Source organism: Lactococcus hircilactis (assembly GCF_009601015.1).
Classification (GTDB): Bacteria; Bacillota; Bacilli; order Lactobacillales; family Streptococcaceae; genus Lactococcus; species Lactococcus hircilactis.
Window position 1 is genome coordinate 19235 of record NZ_WITJ01000008.1, and the last position, 15924, is coordinate 35158.

A 15924-nucleotide genomic window follows, 5' to 3' on the forward strand; every position below is an offset into this window, starting at 1 on the left:
TTTTTTTGGAACTTTTAATCCTTTATTTTTTATCCTTTTGCTAAGATGTGACGGATTCGTGATGAAATTAATTCGACAACAATAATCAAAACTAAGAGTCCCAATAAAATGGCACCAACAGATGACCACTTGTAACCACTCATTGCAAAACTTAACGGTGCTCCAATACCACCAGCTCCGACAAGTCCTAAAATGGCTGCATCACGTAAATTCATATCCAAACGATAGAGCAAAATCGAATACAACTCCGGTAAAAGTTGAGGAAGAACCCCGTATCTAATTTTTTGGAATGTCGTACTTCCTGCAGCATCCATCGCTTCAATGACACCCATATCCAAATCCTCGATCGCTTCGATAAATAGTTTTGCAATCATCCCGATCGACTCAAATCCAAGTGCCATGACTCCAGCAGAAGAACCTAGCCCGACAACTGGAATAAATAAAAGCGCATAAACAAACGATGGAATGGTCCGAATGGCCATCAAAACGACACGAATGATGTATGCAAACCACGTTGGAACTAAATTCGTTGCCGCCAAAAAAGAAAGAGGAACTGCAATGATCGCTCCGACCAGTGTTCCTAAAATTCCAATCGCTAGTGTTTGGAGCAGTAAGTAAGAAAGTCCTGTCTCTCCAAAATCAAACATCAATGCAGTATCTGGATGAAAAATCCCAGTAAAAATATTTTTTGCGATTAACGAACCATGTTCAGAAACGCCGTGAAATTGGACAACAGAAGTTGACCAAATTGAGATGGCAAGTACAATCAGAATAATCAGCAAATAATAAAACCATTTTTTGGGTCTGCGATTATATTCTTCAATTATTTTAGAATTCATTTTTCCCCCTTATGCAATCTTTTTACGGATTAAAGCGCTAAGAAAATCAATGATCATAACGGTCACTAAAATGGACAGTAAAATCATCCCAACGCTTGAGAAATCACGAAAATTAACACGATCATTTAAGATGTTTCCAATCCCACCGGCTCCGACATATCCCAAAATCGCTGCATATCTGACATTTCCTTCAAAAGCATAGAGCGCTGTAGATAAGTAGGTCGGTAAGACTTGTGGAAACACAGAGACAAAGAAGGCTTTGAGCGGACTCACACCGAGTGTTTCTGCTGCTTCAAAGGGTCCCATATCTACTGTTTCAATGACTTCAAATAATTGCTTTCCGATGAATGAGAAGGTGAAGATAAAGATGGCAATGACTCCTGCAAAAGTCCCAAGACCAAAAATATAGGTTGCAATCAAGGCTAATACAAGCGTCGGCAATGTTCTTGTAATCATGAAAATGAAACGAACAACCGCATTGATTGCTTTGTTTTTAACAATATTGTTTGCTGCTAAAATGGCGAAAGGTACTCCTATAATAGCACCAATCAGCGAAGCAAAAAAGCTCATCTTTATTGTATCTAATAACGGAGGTAACACGGAATGAAAATAGGACCAATTGGGCGGAAACATGCTTGCTAACTTTTGGAAAAAGAGGTTAATTCCTGCAAGCGACTTAAAATCAAAGCCTGTCAATAAAACAGAAAGATAGATAATTACAAGAATCACCAGCCAATAAAACCATGTTTTACTGCGCTTTTGCTCAACAACTTCTCCTGTTTTTAGGGTTATTTTTTTGGGCTTAAAGAGTTTATCGTACATTTAAGCCTCTTTCCTATAAACTTCATCCAAAATTTCTTTTGTTACATTTTGAGATGGACCGTCATAGACGATCTCCCCTTTTTTAATCGCAACGATTCGTGAAGCATACTCTAATGCCAGCTCGACGTGGTGAATGTTGAGTAAAATTGTTTTATTTAAATCTTCATTGATGCGTTTAAAATCATCCATCACTTCTTTAGCAGTAACGGGATCCAATGCTGAGACGGGCTCGTCTGCAAGTAAAATGTCTGTATCTTGGGTCAATGCACGCGCAAGTGAAACCCGCTGTTGTTGTCCGCCTGAGAGTTGATCTGCACGAATAAATGCTTTATCTAAAATCCCGACTTTATTGAGTGAATCTAGCGCAGCCAACTTATCTTCCTTTGAAAATAGACCAAAAATAACTTTAAATAAATTCATATCGGGCACACGAGCAAACATGACATTTTTTAATACGGTCGCTCTGGGAACAAGATTATAGGATTGAAAAATCATTCCGACATGACGACGGAATTGCCGTAATTCTTTCCCCTTTAGCTTGGCGACATCTGTGTCATTAACCAATAAATTTCCTTGGGTAATATTGTTTAAACCATTGACACAGCGAATCAAAGTTGATTTTCCTGCACCAGATGTCCCAATAATCGCAACAAACTCCCCTTGCTCAATTGTTAGATTGATGTTGGTTAGCCCTTTGGTGCCATTGGGATAAACCTTTGACACATTTTCAAATTTAATCATGAATCCTCCACCTTCCATGAAAGGTTTTATTTTTTAATTTTCTTTTAACAAAGAAAAACGTTACTGCTTATTTACACCCTCTGCAAAAAAGGTCTGGAACCGTATCAGCTGTCCAGACTGTTTATTTTAGAATGATGTGTGATGTGATTAGTTTGCCTTACTCATTGAATTAACAATTTTGATTGCTGTTTTATAATCATCTTTTGATGAATCGACATAACCGTCATGTGAATAAATGGCGATGACTTTTTTACCTTCATCTGTTTTTGCCATGTCTTTAATCGCAGTTGATAACGCTTTTTTGAATGCTGGCGTCATAATTTTAGATTTTTCTGAGACCATAATTCCGTCATTAGCAATCGCTGGTGTTACACCGATGACGTTGGTATCATCCCAGATGCTTCCTTTAGCACCAAATGTTGTGTTCCATTTTACTGCTTCATCTAAACGCGCATCAGCATATTCAGGCATCACGTCAATTTGACCAGAAGCGAGTTGAGCTGTTGCAGAGTCGTATGAATCAACGGTCACAGTATTTTTCAAATCACGAATGGAGTGCTTGAAGTTTTCCGTCAACCATTGTGATGGATACATATAACCTGCAGCTGATGATGTTGATTCAAGTCCCCATTTAGCAGCGTTCAAATCTTTCCATGTCAATGTCCCATCATTAGCTTCTTTGGCTAATTTTTTACCCATTTCAGAATTACCAGTAATAATGAGGGAGCGATAAGATGTAACTTCTTTGTCTGTTTTAGTGGTTGGTTTGTGTTCATTCCAATATTTTGCAGAAGCAGAAGCATCATTTGAAAGTCCTTTACGCGTTGCCATCAAAAGTGGCGTTGAACCGTCTTGATACATCGCATAAGTTGTGGCTGACATCCCATAACCGACATCAACGGAACCTGCATCAAGTCCTTCTCCAACGGCTTGATAGTTTGTCCCAACACTTGTTTCAATGTTTTTAACAGTATATCCTTGTTTTTTTAATTCAGATTTCAAGATGTTTGCGATTGGTTTTGTCGCTGTTGTGATGTCATCTGGATTTTTAGATGGGATAAATGAAATCTTCAAGTTTGAGATCGTTTTGCTCTCTGATTTTGAAGAGGAAGCATTATTACCACAAGCAGCAAGAACGGATACTGCAATCAATGCAGCCGCTGTAAGTCCAATAACTTTCTTTGATGTCTTTTTCATTTTGAAAATGAATCTCCTTAATTTTTATTCATCACATCGATGAACGCATTATTACTACAAGACTATTCTAAACTATTTTTTTGTTCTTGACAATGGTGTGTTTGTAAACATTCTGTTAATCTTTTTTATCGTTCGTAAATATCGAACGTTGTATTTTAAAAGTATTTTTTATTGAGTGATTATTATGAATTTTTGGATTAATTAAAGTGGTTTAATTTTTTTAATTTTCATCCCAGATTTTAGATAAAAAAAATGACACGCGCGCTAAAAGATGAATTTTATCGATTCCGTTGCTTTAACGTTCGAAATTTCCGAACAATTTGTTTCAATAAGGAATCATTTTTTGGTATAATATTTTTTGAAATCGATTTCAAAAAATGATTAGAGTGTTTATTGGAGGAATAGATATAATGGCATCAGATAAAATAACAGCTGGTCTAGCTGCTTTAAAAGTAATGGAGGGATGGGGTGTGGACACCATGTATGGGATACCATCAGGGACACTTAGTGGCCTTATGGATGCGATGGGACATCCTGGTCATCACATCCAATTTATTCAAGTAAAGCATGAAGAGACTGGTGCTATGGCGGCTGAAATGCAATGGAAATGGGGAGGAAAACTTGGTGTAGCTGTTGGTTCAGGAGGTCCTGGCGCAACACATTTGATCAATGGAATTTATGATGCAGCGATGGATCGGATTCCAATGCTTGCAATTTTGGGATCGAAACCAAATCGTGAAAATGCAATGGATGCGTTTCAAGAATTGAATCAAAATCCAATGTATGAGAATGTTGCGGTGTATAATCGTAGAGTGGCTTATGCTGAAGAATTACCTAAATTAGTAGATGAAGCGATTCGTAGTGCAATCACAAAACGTGGTGTAGCGGTTCTTGAAGTGCCTGCAGATTTTGGTTTTGCAGAAATTGATGCTGATGCGTGGTATTCATCTGGGCTCACACATCATCACTTTAAACCTCAAGCACCCGATGAGGCTGAGATTGATGAAGCAGTAGCAATTTTGCGCGACTCAAAGCGTCCAGTGATTTATGCTGGTTTTGGTACTCGTGGTCATGGTCAAGCCGTTCAAGAGTTGTCTCGAAAAATTAAAGCACCTCTCATCACAACTGGGAAAAATTTTGAAACTTTTGATTGGGATTTTGAAGCATTGCTTGGTTCTACTTTCCGTGTCGGTTGGAAACCTGCAAATGAGGCTATACTCGAAGCTGATACTGTGCTTTTTATTGGATCAAATTTTCCATTTGCAGAAGTTGAGCGGACGTTTCGTAATGTGAAGCACTTCATCCAGATTGACAATAATCCTGGCATGCTTGGAAAACGGCATCAAGCAGATGTTGCGATTTTAGCAGATGCTGGACTTTCTGTCACTGCGCTTTTAGAAAAAACAACAGCCATTGAACAATCTGCTTGGTGGGATGCTAATCTTGAAAACGTCAAAAATTGGCGAGAATATATGGATCATTTGGAGAAAAAAACACAAGGGGATTTGCAATTTTATCAAGTGTACCATGCAATTAACACTTTTGCTGATAACGATGCGATTTTCTCGATTGATGTCGGGAACGTAACCCTTACTTCTACACGGCATTTGCATATGACTGAAAAAAATATGTGGCGTACTTCTCCACTCTTTGCAAGTATGGGAATTGCGATTCCTGGTGGTATTGCTGCGAAAAAAACTTATCCTAATCGACAGGTTTGGAATATCGTTGGGGATGGTGCTTTTGCGATGACTTATCCTGATGTGGTCACAAATGTCCATTATCAACTGCCTGTCATAAATGTTGTATTCACAAATACGGAGTATGGCTTCATCAAAAACAAGTATGAAGATACAAATACTTATAATTTTGGGGTTGATTTTGATGATGTAGATTACGCAAAAATTGCTGAAGCCCAAGGTGCTGTTGGTCTTACGGTAAGTAAGATTGAGGACATTAATCGTGTGGTTAAAGAAGCTGTGGAGCATTATCGTCACGGACGTGTTGTGGTCATTGATGCGAAAATTACACATGATCGTCCACTGCCAGTTGAAACGTTAAAACTTGATCCGTCGCTTTATTCTGAAGCTGAGGTCTTAGCTTACAAGGAAAAATATGAAGCACAGAATCTGGTTCCTTTTAGAGAAATTCTTGAACAACATCACTTGAGCTCTCAATATATCAAAGATGAAGAAAATCAATATAGTTTTTAAGTGTAATGAATTCTCCTATTTTGGGAGAATTTTTTATTTTTGAAGAATGATTACGCTATTATGATGGATACATAAAACTAATCCAGCTCTTTCTAAATAGCAAAAAAATTTTTAAATATTAGTACACATCTATTCATCACTTCACTAGATTATTTTGGTTCATTGAAGCTTAACTATAATTAGTATATTTTGAAATTAGTATTAATTTTTTAAACAAAATAAAACAGCAATCCATAAATTAAAATTGCTGTTTTCGTAAGCACGACATTAAATCCTTTACTAAAAATATATTCAATTCAAGAAAAAATATAAGAAAAAAATAGTAAAAAATAGTTGAACCACTCTTTTTTAGTTCTTTTTCAATTGTTAATTCTTGCTAAACAGAATCATTTTATCTAAAAATTTTTTTAAATCTGATTTTTGTTGAATGGTCATCCTTGCTTTTTCAGCATCATGGTCACTAACAGTTCCAACATGTGTTTCAACTTGTCCTTTCGAATTGATTGACACCACAAAAGGTACAGACAATGATGTTTGATGAGTATATTTTTCAAAAAAACGATTTAATTTTTGGTTATCTTGACTAGAGTAATGCTTTTCCTTAATTTTTGCCATAAAAAAATGAAGTAACTCATGACTTAAAACAATCACTAGCGATGACATTAAATAAATCAAAACAAGTAAAATCATTGTTTATTTTTCACTTTTTCTATTCCTTTATTTATTGCAAATCCCAAAATTAAAGTAACGAAGTAACTTATCACTAAGATCCAAGTGGGAGAAAAGGTTGTCGTAATATTATGTGTCGTAATTGTATTTTTGATTTGAATCCCTAACAATGAGGTCACGATGACAGAATAGTTTGCTGGGGTAGAAAACAAAGTGAATAGAGTGTCAATGAGCAACATCCCTAAATAGATCATTGTCATTATTCCAAATGTTTTACTATATTCTTTCATATCTCTCCTTTCTTAAAATATAAAATAGTATTCCCCCTAATATTAAAATAATAAAAAGAGCAGTACCATTCACTCGATTTGATAATTCTAGCAACGCAAAAAACATAATCAAAAGAACTGTAGAAGTAGTTTCATTGAGACTCCCTTCTGATTTTGGAAAAAGGTAACCAAGTATTAACGATCCAATAGAAACACTTAACGCCAAAAAAGTCTTTTGTACGACAGCATTTCCCTGTAACCAACTCATCACAAATACTAAACAAGAAAGCAATATACTCATCATAAATTTCGTAAAGAAGTAATGCAACGTTTGTCAAAGTTAAAAATGAGCTTTGCTCTATCTATTAATTGGATAGATATTCCATATATGAAAATCTCATTACTAATCTACAATTGAATTTTATCATTCTATCAAGGTAAAAACAATAATGTTTAGTTCTCATAATGTGAACGTTTCTAATGATTATAGAAGCTCTTTGCTTATATTTTATGAGCTTTGAGAGGCATGTAACCAAATTCAACGTTCACACTGTGTGACCTTTTTCTTTCTTTAACATTCTTTTTTAGTTTTTAGATTCCAATGATGTAAATTAATGATATAATTCATTTAGAAATAAAATTTGAAGGAGGTACAGGCATGCCTGTCACAAGTGATTCTCAAAGACAATTAATAGAGGCTTTCTTTCGAGTGGCCAAGGAATATCCCGAACAAAAAATGACTTTTGCTATGGTTGCAAAAAGAGCTGGGATGTCACGAGAAAACGCTTATCGTAATCATTTTAGAGGAATACCAGAAATTATTGAAAGAATTCATTTTTTGATTGATAATGAAATAAGGACTGATTTTGAGAAATTTATCTCCAGCGAAGATCCTGACATTTCAAAGTTTTTCAGCACTATCCTCCCTTTTTTATATGAAAAACAAGAATGGCTTAGGGTACTTTTTAATTCATATATCGATCCTAATTGGTTGATGTTTTTGCAACAGAAATATATTCCTTTATTTACAGATTATCTTGATAAGCTCGGGAAAGTTGATGTATTTTCTAATGCTTTTTTATCTCAGATTGTTGTAAAAGAATTTCTTTCTATTATATCTACATGGTTATCAACTGATTCACCTGAGCCGCCCGCTCTTTTCGTGAAAAAATTTATTCATCTTTTACAACAATCTCCAATTGATATGCTAACTCAAAAATCGCAATTTTCTTACAAAGATTCAAATCTGTAATTATTGCTTAATTCTTTTTATACATTCAAATCGCAGTCCTAATTTTCAGTTTGTTGATCTGGTTGTTTAATATAGTTTTTAAGTGTAATGAATTCTCCTATTTTGGGAGAATTTTTTATTTTTGAAGAATGATCACGCGGTGGTTGGGGTTCAAATTTTGCTGTGAAAATGGTATAATGGAAGGAAATGAGTGAGGAAAAGTGGGATGTCGTTTTTGCCCTTGTGGTTTTAAGTCATCACACATTCTCGTTGCGTTTCGTGACTCATTTGTATTTTAAATGGCGCACAGTCGCTGATAAGGAGAATTAAAACTACGATGATGAATATGCAAAATATGATGCGTCAGGCACAAAAGCTTCAAAAGCAAATGGCTGCATCAAAAGATGAAATTGATGCTTCTACTTTTGTTGGAAAATCGCCTCAAGAATTGGTCAGTGTTGAATTTACAGGGGATAAAAAATTAAGAACCATCCATTTTAATGCTGAGATTATTGACCCTGATGATGTTGAGACCTTACAAGAGATGACCATTGCCGCGGTGAATGATGCGCTGGGTCAAATCGAAAAAATTACTGAGGAAAAGATGGGAAAATTCACTAAAGGATTGCCTTTCTAATGACTGTTTGAGATGAAAAGCGGCGTTTTTTAGCTCCGTTTTTCTTATTTTTTTCTGTCAGTACTGACAGAAAAATTTTTTAATTAAAAAGCTCGGCGTTCACTAAAGAACACCGAGTTTTTTATGTTGTGATCGTTCTGTCAGTACTGACAGAATCTGATTTTTATTTTGTATAGTCGTCAACAAGAGCGAGAACTTCTTCCATTGTAGCGGCTTGTGTCAAGGCTTTGTCAGCGAGTTCTTCCATCTTAGTAGAATCAAGACGTTTCATCAGTGAGCGTGTTTCAAGTACAGAAGTTGCTGACATTGAAAATTCGTCAAGGCCAATTCCCATAAGCAATGGAACAGCTTTTTGATCTCCTGCCATCGCACCACACATTCCAGCCCATTTTCCTTCAGCGTGTGCAGATTTAACAACGTGATTAATCAAACGCAAAAGTGATGGGTTGTAAGGTTGGTAGAGGTAAGAAACGCGTTCATTCATTCGGTCAGAAGCCATTGAATATTGAATGAGGTCATTTGTACCGATCGAGAAGAAGTCAACTTCTTTAGCAAATTGGTCCGCCAAAACTGCGGCTGCTGGGATTTCAATCATGATTCCGACTTCGATTCCATCTGCTACGGCAACACCGTCTGCAATTAATTTTGCTTTTTCTTCTTCATAGATGGCTTTTGCTGCACGGAATTCTGTAACAAGTGCAACCATTGGGAACATGATCCGAAGTCGTCCGTGAACAGAGGCGCGTAAAAGGGCACGCAGTTGTGTACGGAACATTTCTTCACCTGCACCTTGAGTCAAACTAATCCGAAGGGCACGCCATCCAAGGAAAGGATTCATTTCTTCTGGAAGATCGAAGTAAGGCAATGTCTTATCTCCACCGATATCCATCGTCCGAACAACAACAGGTTTTCCATTCATGCCTTCGAGTACTGCTTTATATGCAGCATACTGCTCATCTTCTGTTGGGAAATGATCAGATTCCATGTAGAGGAATTCTGTACGGTAAAGTCCAACAGCTTCTGCGCCATTAGCATTTACCCCTTCAACATCTTTTGGTGCACCGATATTTGCAGCAAGTTCAAAGTGTTTGCCATCAGCAGTGAGCGTTTTTGCATCTTTAAGCGCAGCCCATTCCGCTTTTTTTGCAGCATAAACTTTTCCAGCTTCAACAAATGAAGCTGCTTGTTCTTCTGTTGGCTCGATGATAACATCACCTGTTAAGCCATTTGCAGCAAGCATTTGACCATCTTTAACAAGCGTTGTGATATTTTTAGTTCCCAAAACGGCTGGAATTTCAAGCGTATTAGCCATGATGGCAGAGTGAGATGTTTTTCCTCCCACATTTGTCACAAAGGCTTTTACAAATTTCTTGTCTAATTGAGCAGTTTCTGAAGGAGTCAAATCGTCAGCAACGATAATAACTTCTTCATTAATCAATGCTGGACTAGGAAGTTTAACACCTAATAGATTGGCCATTACACGCTTTGTGACATCTTTGATATCAGCAGCACGTTCTTGCATGTATTTATTATCATCCATGCCTTCAAAGATCGAGATAAACATGTCTGTCACTTCTTTGAGCGCTGATTCAGCGTTGACTTTCTTGTCATCAATGACAGTTTTGATTTGACCCGTCATTTCTGGGTCAGAAAGAACCATCATGTGTGCATCAAATACTGATGCAGCTTCTTCTCCAAGGCTCGCTACTGCTTTACTCTTAATCAAAGAAAGCTCGTCAATAGAGGCAGCCAAGGCTGCGTCAAGGCGAGCTTTCTCAGATTCTGAATCTTCAACTGTTTTTGTCTCAAAAGATAAATCTGGTTGAACAAGCAAGTACGCCTTTGCTACAGCTACACCTGATGATGCAGCAATACCTTTAAGCATAGTTGTCATGATTATTCAGCAAGTCCTTCTTTAGTCATAGTTTCAGCAATCGTTGCGATAGCATCATCTGCATCAGCACCTTCAGCTGTGATTGTAACATCAGCACCTTGACCAACACCAAGGGACATCACACCCATGATAGATTTAAGGTTTACAGATTTTCCTTTGTATTCCAAAGCGATCTCTGAAGTGAATTTTGAAGCTGTTTGAACGAGCAATGTAGCTGGACGTGCATGAATACCAGTTTCTGCAACAATGTGGAATTCTTTAGATGCCATTTTATGGTTCTCCTTGTTTTTCATTTACTGATAGTATCTTGTGTTTGAATACCTATCACTCTACAAATTGTACCACAAAGTGAAGTCGTTTGCAATATTTTCTAAATTTTTTTGATGAAAAATGTTTCTTGAGGAATGAATTCGAATGTTCACGCTTCGATTCCTTTTGAGCACTTCTTTTATTTCGGATAGATGCATTATTTCAAAAAAATAGTTATCCGATAGGATAAATAAAAAAGACTGTGAGGTCTTATTTATTGAGTGATTCAAATATCTCTTGAACGAGTGTTTCTGTTTTGTCCCAGCCTAAGCAAGGATCGGTGATGGATTTTCCGTAAATTTCTGGACGATCTTGGCGGCCATCCTCAATGTAGGATTCAATCATGAACCCACGAACGTATTTTTTAATTTCATCATTCCATGCCCGATTGATCAAGGTTTGGCGGACGATGCGGATCTGCTCCATAAAGCGTTTGCCTGAGTTATCGTGATTCGTGTCAATCATGATGAATGGATTTTTCAAGTTCATTTTTTCATATAAAGCAATCGTGTCAAGTAAATTATCGGTGTAATAATTCGGGTGATTTTTCCCATTTTCATCTAATCCACCTCGTAAAACAGCGTGTGCGAGTGGGTTCCCAGATGTTTCAACTTCAGCACGCGCAAAAAGAAAATGTTGAGGTTGTTGTGCGGCATAAATACTATTAAACATGACTTTGAGATTTCCAGATGTTGGATTTTTCATCCCGATTGGTGCGTCAATTCCTGATGCCGTAAATCGATGTTGCTGATCTTCAACTGATCGTGCACCGACCGCGTGATAGGAGACCAGATCATCGACCAATCGTACATTCTCAGGATAAAGCATCTCGTCAGCTGTGGTCAATCCTGTCTGTGTGATTACTTTGTAGTGCAAATCGCGCACCATCTTGATGCCATTAATGAGATCGGTATGCCCGTCTTCATCTGGCTCATGCAACATCCCTTTGTAACCATCTCCATTCGTGCGAGGCTTGGCGGTATAGACGCGCATGACGATAAATAAGCGAGATTTAACTTTTTCTTGAAGTTGTGCTAAGCGGTGTGCATAATCAAGCACTGCGGCTTCATTATCTGATGAGCATGGACCAATCACAAGAAGTAAACGATCGTCTTCTCCTTTGATAATCGCTTCAAGTTCACGATCTCGTGCAGTTTTCTTTTTTTCTTGTTCGGAATTGAGATGTCCCAGTTTTTTAATGGACTCAATATCGATTTTTGGACTAATTTCTGTAAATGCCATGTTTAGTTTTCCTGAACTTTCTGTTCATTCTTGTAAATTTCTTGAACGAGGGCTACTGTTTTGTCCCAGCCTAAGCAAGGATCGGTGATGGATTTTCCGTAAATTTCTGGACGATCTTGACGGCCATCCGCAATATAGGATTCAATCATGAACCCACGAACGTATTTTTTGATTTCATCATTCCATGCCCGATTGATCAAGGTTTGGCGGACGATACGAATCTGCTCCATGAAACGTTTGCCTGAGTTGTCATGATTCGTGTCAATCACGATGAATGGATTTTTCAAGTTCATCTTTTCATACAAAGCGATGGTATCAAGCAAGTCATCCGTGTAATAATTCGGGTGATTTTTCCCATTTTCATCTAATCCACCACGTAAAATAGCGTGTGCGAGTGGATTTCCTGAAGTTTTTACTTCAGCACGACGATAGAGGAAATCTTGTTCTTGTTGAGCAGCATAAATTCCGTTGAACATGACTTTGAGATTTCCAGAGGTTGGATTTTTCATCCCGACAGGTGCATCTGCACCAGAAGCAACAAATCGGTGTTGTTGATCTTCAACCGACCGTGCGCCGACTGCGACATAAGAAACTAAATCATCAACTAAAGAAAGATTTTCAGGGTAAAGCATCTCGTCAGCCGTGGTCAAGCCTGTTTGTGTGATGACTTTGTAGTGCAGATCGCGCACCATCTTGATGCCGTTGATCAAATCAACCCGTCCATCTGCGTCAGGCTCGTGAATCAGCCCTTTATAGCCATCTCCATTGGTGCGAGGCTTAGCGGTATAGACGCGCATGACGATAAAAATCTTATCCTCGACTTCTTTTTGAAGTTGTGCTAAGCGGTGCGCATAATCAAGCACTGCGGCTTCATTATCTGACGAACACGGACCAATAATCAATAAAAGGCGATCATCTTCTCCTTTAATGATGGCTTCAAGTTCGCGATCTCTTTTTGCTTTGAGCTGTTGTTCTGCTTCGTTTAAATGTCCAAGCTTTTTTACGTTATCAATATCAATCTTTGGACTAATTTCTTTAAATGTCATGTGCCGTTTCCCTTGGTAAAAATATTGCACTGGAATAGTGCAATATTTTTTAAATTTTATAGAATATTTTACAACATACTGCTGCTATTGTCAAATTTTTGTGTATTTTTTTTGTTGTCAGTACTGACAAAAATACTTTTTGGTGTTTTTGACTGATTTTGATTCACTGTCAGTGCTGACAGATTTTAGAAATCCACATGCATCACGCTTATGCGAGATGTGCGCGTCCGTGACAATTTTTAAACTTCTTACCAGATCCGCATGGGCAAAGCTCATTTCTACCCACATTTTCAAATGGATTTGTGACGGTTTCATTGGTAAGGTTCGCAGGTCCTGTTGTCACAACAGAACGTGGGGCTTGTTGCTGGACTTGTGCAGTTTGTGGATGAATTTGTGCTTTCATCATCAACCGCGTCACTTCAAATTCAATCGCACCAATCATGTTATTAAACATGTTGTAGGCTTCTTCTTGATACTCAACGATTGGATTATTTTGTGCATAGCCACGAAGTCCTACAGACTGACGCATTTGATCAAGTGCATCAATGTGCTCTGACCAATTATTATCCACAACGCGTAAAATGACTGCGCGTTGAAATTCGATTTGGCGCTCAAGCACTTCTAATTTTTCCATTTGCGTAGCATAATGTGCCTTGATTTTATCAAAAAGCAAATCCTTGATTTCTTGTGCAGATTTTTCTGTCAGTGCTGACAGATCAATGGATTCTTCAGGAAGCATGGTGTTTTGCACCGTCGAAAGAAGATTTTTGAGCGTTTCTTCATTTTTGAGATCATTTAAGGCATGACCGTCCACTTGACGCTCAACAGTACGCTTAAACATTCCCATCAAAACAGGGGTCATATCCTTTGTTTCTACAATGACTTGATGCCGTTGAGCATAAATTACTTCACGTTGTTCACGAATGACATCATCATATTGAAGCACTTGTTTTCGGGAATCGTAGTTGTTTCCTTCAACCCGCTTTTGTGAACTTTCGATCTGTCTTGTGATCAATCCCGATTTAATAACGGCATCATCTCCAGAAATTCGCATCCGATCTAAGAATGCGGAGACGCGCTCTGAACCAAAACGTTTCATCAAATCATCTTCAAGTGAGAGATAAAATTGTGACACGCCTGGATCTCCTTGACGTCCAGCACGACCACGAAGCTGATTATCAATACGACGCGATTCATGACGTTCCGTCCCAATCACTGCAAGGCCTCGAAATTCTGGATCAGCGTGATCAATCACTCCAGCACCCAGTTTGATGTCCGTTCCACGTCCAGCCATGTTGGTCGCAATCGTCACCGCTCCTTGTTGTCCTGCATTCATAATGATTTGCGCTTCACGGAAGTGATTTTTTGCATTTAATACTTCGTGAGGGATTTTTGCTTCAACCAATTTTTTTGAAATCAACTCAGACGTCTCCACAGCGACTGTACCAATGAGCAGTGGTTGCCCTTGAGCATGACGTCGTTTGATGTCTTCAAGAACAGCTTTAAATTTCGTCTCCAACGTAGGATAAAGCAAATCTGGATGATCCAGTCGTTGAATGGGACGGTTGGTTGGAATTGGTGTGATTTGAATGTTATAAATCTCACGGAATTCTTCTTCTTCGGTTTTAGCAGTACCTGTCATTCCTGACAATTTTTTATACATCCGGAAATAGTTTTGAATCGTAATCGAAGCCATTGTTTTCGATTCATCCTGGATTGGTGCAGCTTCTTTGGCTTCAATTGCTTGGTGAAGTCCATCAGAATAACGCCGTCCTGGCATGGTACGCCCCGTAAATTGGTCAATAATTAAAACTTCTTGATTTTCATCCACCATATAATCAATATCGTGGAGCATGATATAATTCGCACGAAGTGCATTATCTACAAAGTGTGTGAGTGCAACATTATCCATATCATAAAGGTTTTCGATTTGGAAGAATTTCTCTGCTTTATCAATGCCTTCTTCTGTCAAAGAAATGGTTTTAGATTGTAAATCAATCTTATAATCATCCCCTTCTTCGTAATCAGATGTGACGATATTCAAATCTTGTCCACTCAGCGATTTCGCAAATTGATCCGCACGGTAATAAAGCGCAGATGAACTTTCAGCTTGACCGGAAATGATCAACGGTGTTCTGGCTTCATCAACCAAAATCGAGTCCACTTCATCGACCAAAGCATAATTGAGCGTCCGTTGCACCATATCTTCTTTACGCGTGACCATATTGTCACGCAAATAATCGAACCCCAGCTCAGCAGAAGTAGAATACGTGATGTCACAATTATACGCTTCCCGTTTTTCTTCTGGCGATTTTGAATTCAAATTCAAACCTACCGTCAACCCAAGCCAATTGTAAAGTTCCCCCATCTCTGTCATATCACGTGTGGCAAGGTATTCATTGACAGTGACTACGTGTGCGCCTTTGTCTGACAATGCGTTTAAATATACTGGCATTGTCGCAGTCAACGTTTTTCCTTCACCTGTACGCATCTCTGGAACATCTCCATTATGAAGCACGATTCCACCCATGATTTGGACATGGAAAGGGTAGAGTCCAAGCACACGTCTTGCTGCTTCACGACAGACGGCAAAAGCTTCATAAAGCAAATCATCTAAGCTCTCCCCATTTTGAACACGCGCTTTTAGCTCTGGTGTTTTGGCCTTCAATTGATCATCTGAAAGATGCTCCATTTCATCAGCAAAACTTTCGACTTTACGTGCCATCCGATCTAATTTGCGCAATTCTTTTTTATCGTTTTCGACGATTTGTTTAATAAAATTATTAGGCATAGTTTCTCTTTCGTTAATCCTGCG

At 38.1% G+C, this 15924-nt stretch carries 14 protein-coding genes; 3 read left to right on the forward strand and 11 right to left on the reverse strand.

Going from position 1 to position 15924, the window contains the following annotated elements; translation table 11 throughout:
- Positions 1-29: 29 nt before the first annotated feature.
- The 4 genes from phnE (GHI93_RS06580) to GHI93_RS06595 all read right to left on the reverse strand — a co-directional run bounded on the left by phnE (GHI93_RS06580) (position 30) and on the right by GHI93_RS06595 (position 3599).
- Complete coding sequence (gene phnE, locus GHI93_RS06580; protein WP_153496271.1) at positions 30-839, reverse strand: phosphonate ABC transporter, permease protein PhnE; 810 nt, start codon at positions 837-839, stop codon at positions 30-32.
- A gap of 9 nt (positions 840-848) precedes the next feature.
- Positions 849-1661, reverse strand: coding sequence for a phosphonate ABC transporter, permease protein PhnE (gene phnE / locus GHI93_RS06585; protein ID WP_153496272.1), 813 nt, complete (start codon positions 1659-1661; stop codon positions 849-851).
- A complete protein-coding gene (phnC, locus tag GHI93_RS06590) occupies positions 1662-2402 on the reverse strand; it encodes a phosphonate ABC transporter ATP-binding protein (RefSeq protein ID WP_153496273.1) in 741 nt (246 codons plus the stop codon).
- Positions 2403-2549: 147 nt separating this feature from the next.
- Positions 2550-3599, reverse strand: coding sequence for a phosphate/phosphite/phosphonate ABC transporter substrate-binding protein (locus GHI93_RS06595; RefSeq protein ID WP_153496274.1), 1050 nt, complete (start codon positions 3597-3599; stop codon positions 2550-2552).
- Positions 3600-4009: 410 nt separating this feature from the next.
- On the opposite strand from GHI93_RS06595, the gene spxB reads away from it, so the two are divergent.
- Positions 4010-5812: a pyruvate oxidase gene (spxB, locus tag GHI93_RS06600; protein ID WP_153496275.1), complete on the forward strand. Its 1803-nt coding sequence runs from the start codon at positions 4010-4012 to the stop codon at positions 5810-5812.
- Between the two features lie 366 nt (positions 5813-6178).
- Here the strand turns inward: spxB and GHI93_RS06605 are convergent, their stop codons facing one another.
- Both GHI93_RS06605 and GHI93_RS06610 read right to left on the reverse strand, forming a co-directional pair.
- Entirely contained in the window at positions 6179-6502 is a 324-nt protein-coding gene (locus tag GHI93_RS06605) for a hypothetical protein (protein ID WP_153496276.1), read from the reverse strand.
- Entirely contained in the window at positions 6499-6771 is a 273-nt protein-coding gene (locus GHI93_RS06610) for a hypothetical protein (protein ID WP_153496277.1), read from the reverse strand. The genes GHI93_RS06605 and GHI93_RS06610 overlap by 4 nt, the downstream gene beginning before the upstream one ends.
- Before the next feature lie 637 nt (positions 6772-7408).
- Here GHI93_RS06610 and GHI93_RS06620 point away from each other — a divergent pair.
- Together GHI93_RS06620 and GHI93_RS06625 are read left to right on the forward strand one after the other, a co-directional pair.
- Complete coding sequence (locus GHI93_RS06620) at positions 7409-8002, forward strand: TetR/AcrR family transcriptional regulator (RefSeq protein ID WP_246177053.1); 594 nt, start codon at positions 7409-7411, stop codon at positions 8000-8002.
- A gap of 316 nt (positions 8003-8318) precedes the next feature.
- Entirely contained in the window at positions 8319-8618 is a 300-nt protein-coding gene (locus GHI93_RS06625; RefSeq protein ID WP_153496279.1) for a YbaB/EbfC family nucleoid-associated protein, read from the forward strand.
- 163 nt (positions 8619-8781) lie between these two features.
- On the opposite strand, the gene ptsP is transcribed toward GHI93_RS06625, so the two are convergent.
- The 5 genes from ptsP to secA form a co-directional block, all read right to left on the reverse strand.
- Positions 8782-10512 (reverse strand): phosphoenolpyruvate--protein phosphotransferase, encoded by a 1731-nt coding sequence (ptsP, locus tag GHI93_RS06630; RefSeq protein WP_153496280.1) that lies wholly within the window; start codon positions 10510-10512, stop codon positions 8782-8784.
- A gap of 2 nt (positions 10513-10514) precedes the next feature.
- Positions 10515-10781: a phosphocarrier protein HPr gene (locus GHI93_RS06635; protein WP_054639877.1), complete on the reverse strand. Its 267-nt coding sequence runs from the start codon at positions 10779-10781 to the stop codon at positions 10515-10517.
- Positions 10782-11031: 250 nt separating this feature from the next.
- Entirely contained in the window at positions 11032-12063 is a 1032-nt protein-coding gene (locus GHI93_RS06640) for a 3-deoxy-7-phosphoheptulonate synthase (RefSeq protein ID WP_153496281.1), read from the reverse strand.
- A gap of 2 nt (positions 12064-12065) precedes the next feature.
- The gene (locus GHI93_RS06645; RefSeq protein WP_153496282.1) at positions 12066-13109 is read right to left on the reverse strand and encodes a 3-deoxy-7-phosphoheptulonate synthase; all 1044 of its coding nucleotides are present in this window, start codon (positions 13107-13109) and stop codon (positions 12066-12068) included.
- A gap of 208 nt (positions 13110-13317) precedes the next feature.
- Positions 13318-15900, reverse strand: coding sequence for a preprotein translocase subunit SecA (secA, locus tag GHI93_RS06650; protein WP_153496283.1), 2583 nt, complete (start codon positions 15898-15900; stop codon positions 13318-13320).
- Positions 15901-15924 lie beyond the last annotated feature (24 nt).

What these genes read in the sequence shown, in the direction of transcription:
- GHI93_RS06635 (WP_054639877.1), bottom strand. Translation starts at nt 10,781, where the DNA reads ATGGCATCTAAAGAATTCCACATTGTTGCAGAAACTGGTATTCATGCA.
- phnE (WP_153496272.1), bottom strand. Translation starts at nt 1,661, where the DNA reads ATGTACGATAAACTCTTTAAGCCCAAAAAAATAACCCTAAAAACAGGA.
- phnC (WP_153496273.1), bottom strand. Translation starts at nt 2,402, where the DNA reads ATGATTAAATTTGAAAATGTGTCAAAGGTTTATCCCAATGGCACCAAA.
- GHI93_RS06640 (WP_153496281.1), bottom strand. Translation starts at nt 12,063, where the DNA reads ATGGCATTTACAGAAATTAGTCCAAAAATCGATATTGAGTCCATTAAA.
- spxB (WP_153496275.1), top strand. Translation starts at nt 4,010, where the DNA reads ATGGCATCAGATAAAATAACAGCTGGTCTAGCTGCTTTAAAAGTAATG.
- secA (WP_153496283.1), bottom strand. Translation starts at nt 15,900, where the DNA reads ATGCCTAATAATTTTATTAAACAAATCGTCGAAAACGATAAAAAAGAA.
- GHI93_RS06620 (WP_246177053.1), top strand. Translation starts at nt 7,409, where the DNA reads ATGCCTGTCACAAGTGATTCTCAAAGACAATTAATAGAGGCTTTCTTT.
- GHI93_RS06625 (WP_153496279.1), top strand. Translation starts at nt 8,319, where the DNA reads ATGATGAATATGCAAAATATGATGCGTCAGGCACAAAAGCTTCAAAAG.
- GHI93_RS06595 (WP_153496274.1), bottom strand. Translation starts at nt 3,599, where the DNA reads ATGAAAAAGACATCAAAGAAAGTTATTGGACTTACAGCGGCTGCATTG.
- GHI93_RS06610 (WP_153496277.1), bottom strand. Translation starts at nt 6,771, where the DNA reads ATGAAAGAATATAGTAAAACATTTGGAATAATGACAATGATCTATTTA.
- GHI93_RS06645 (WP_153496282.1), bottom strand. Translation starts at nt 13,109, where the DNA reads ATGACATTTAAAGAAATTAGTCCAAAGATTGATATTGATAACGTAAAA.
- phnE (WP_153496271.1), bottom strand. Translation starts at nt 839, where the DNA reads ATGAATTCTAAAATAATTGAAGAATATAATCGCAGACCCAAAAAATGG.
- ptsP (WP_153496280.1), bottom strand. Translation starts at nt 10,512, where the DNA reads ATGACAACTATGCTTAAAGGTATTGCTGCATCATCAGGTGTAGCTGTA.
- GHI93_RS06605 (WP_153496276.1), bottom strand. Translation starts at nt 6,502, where the DNA reads ATGATTTTACTTGTTTTGATTTATTTAATGTCATCGCTAGTGATTGTT.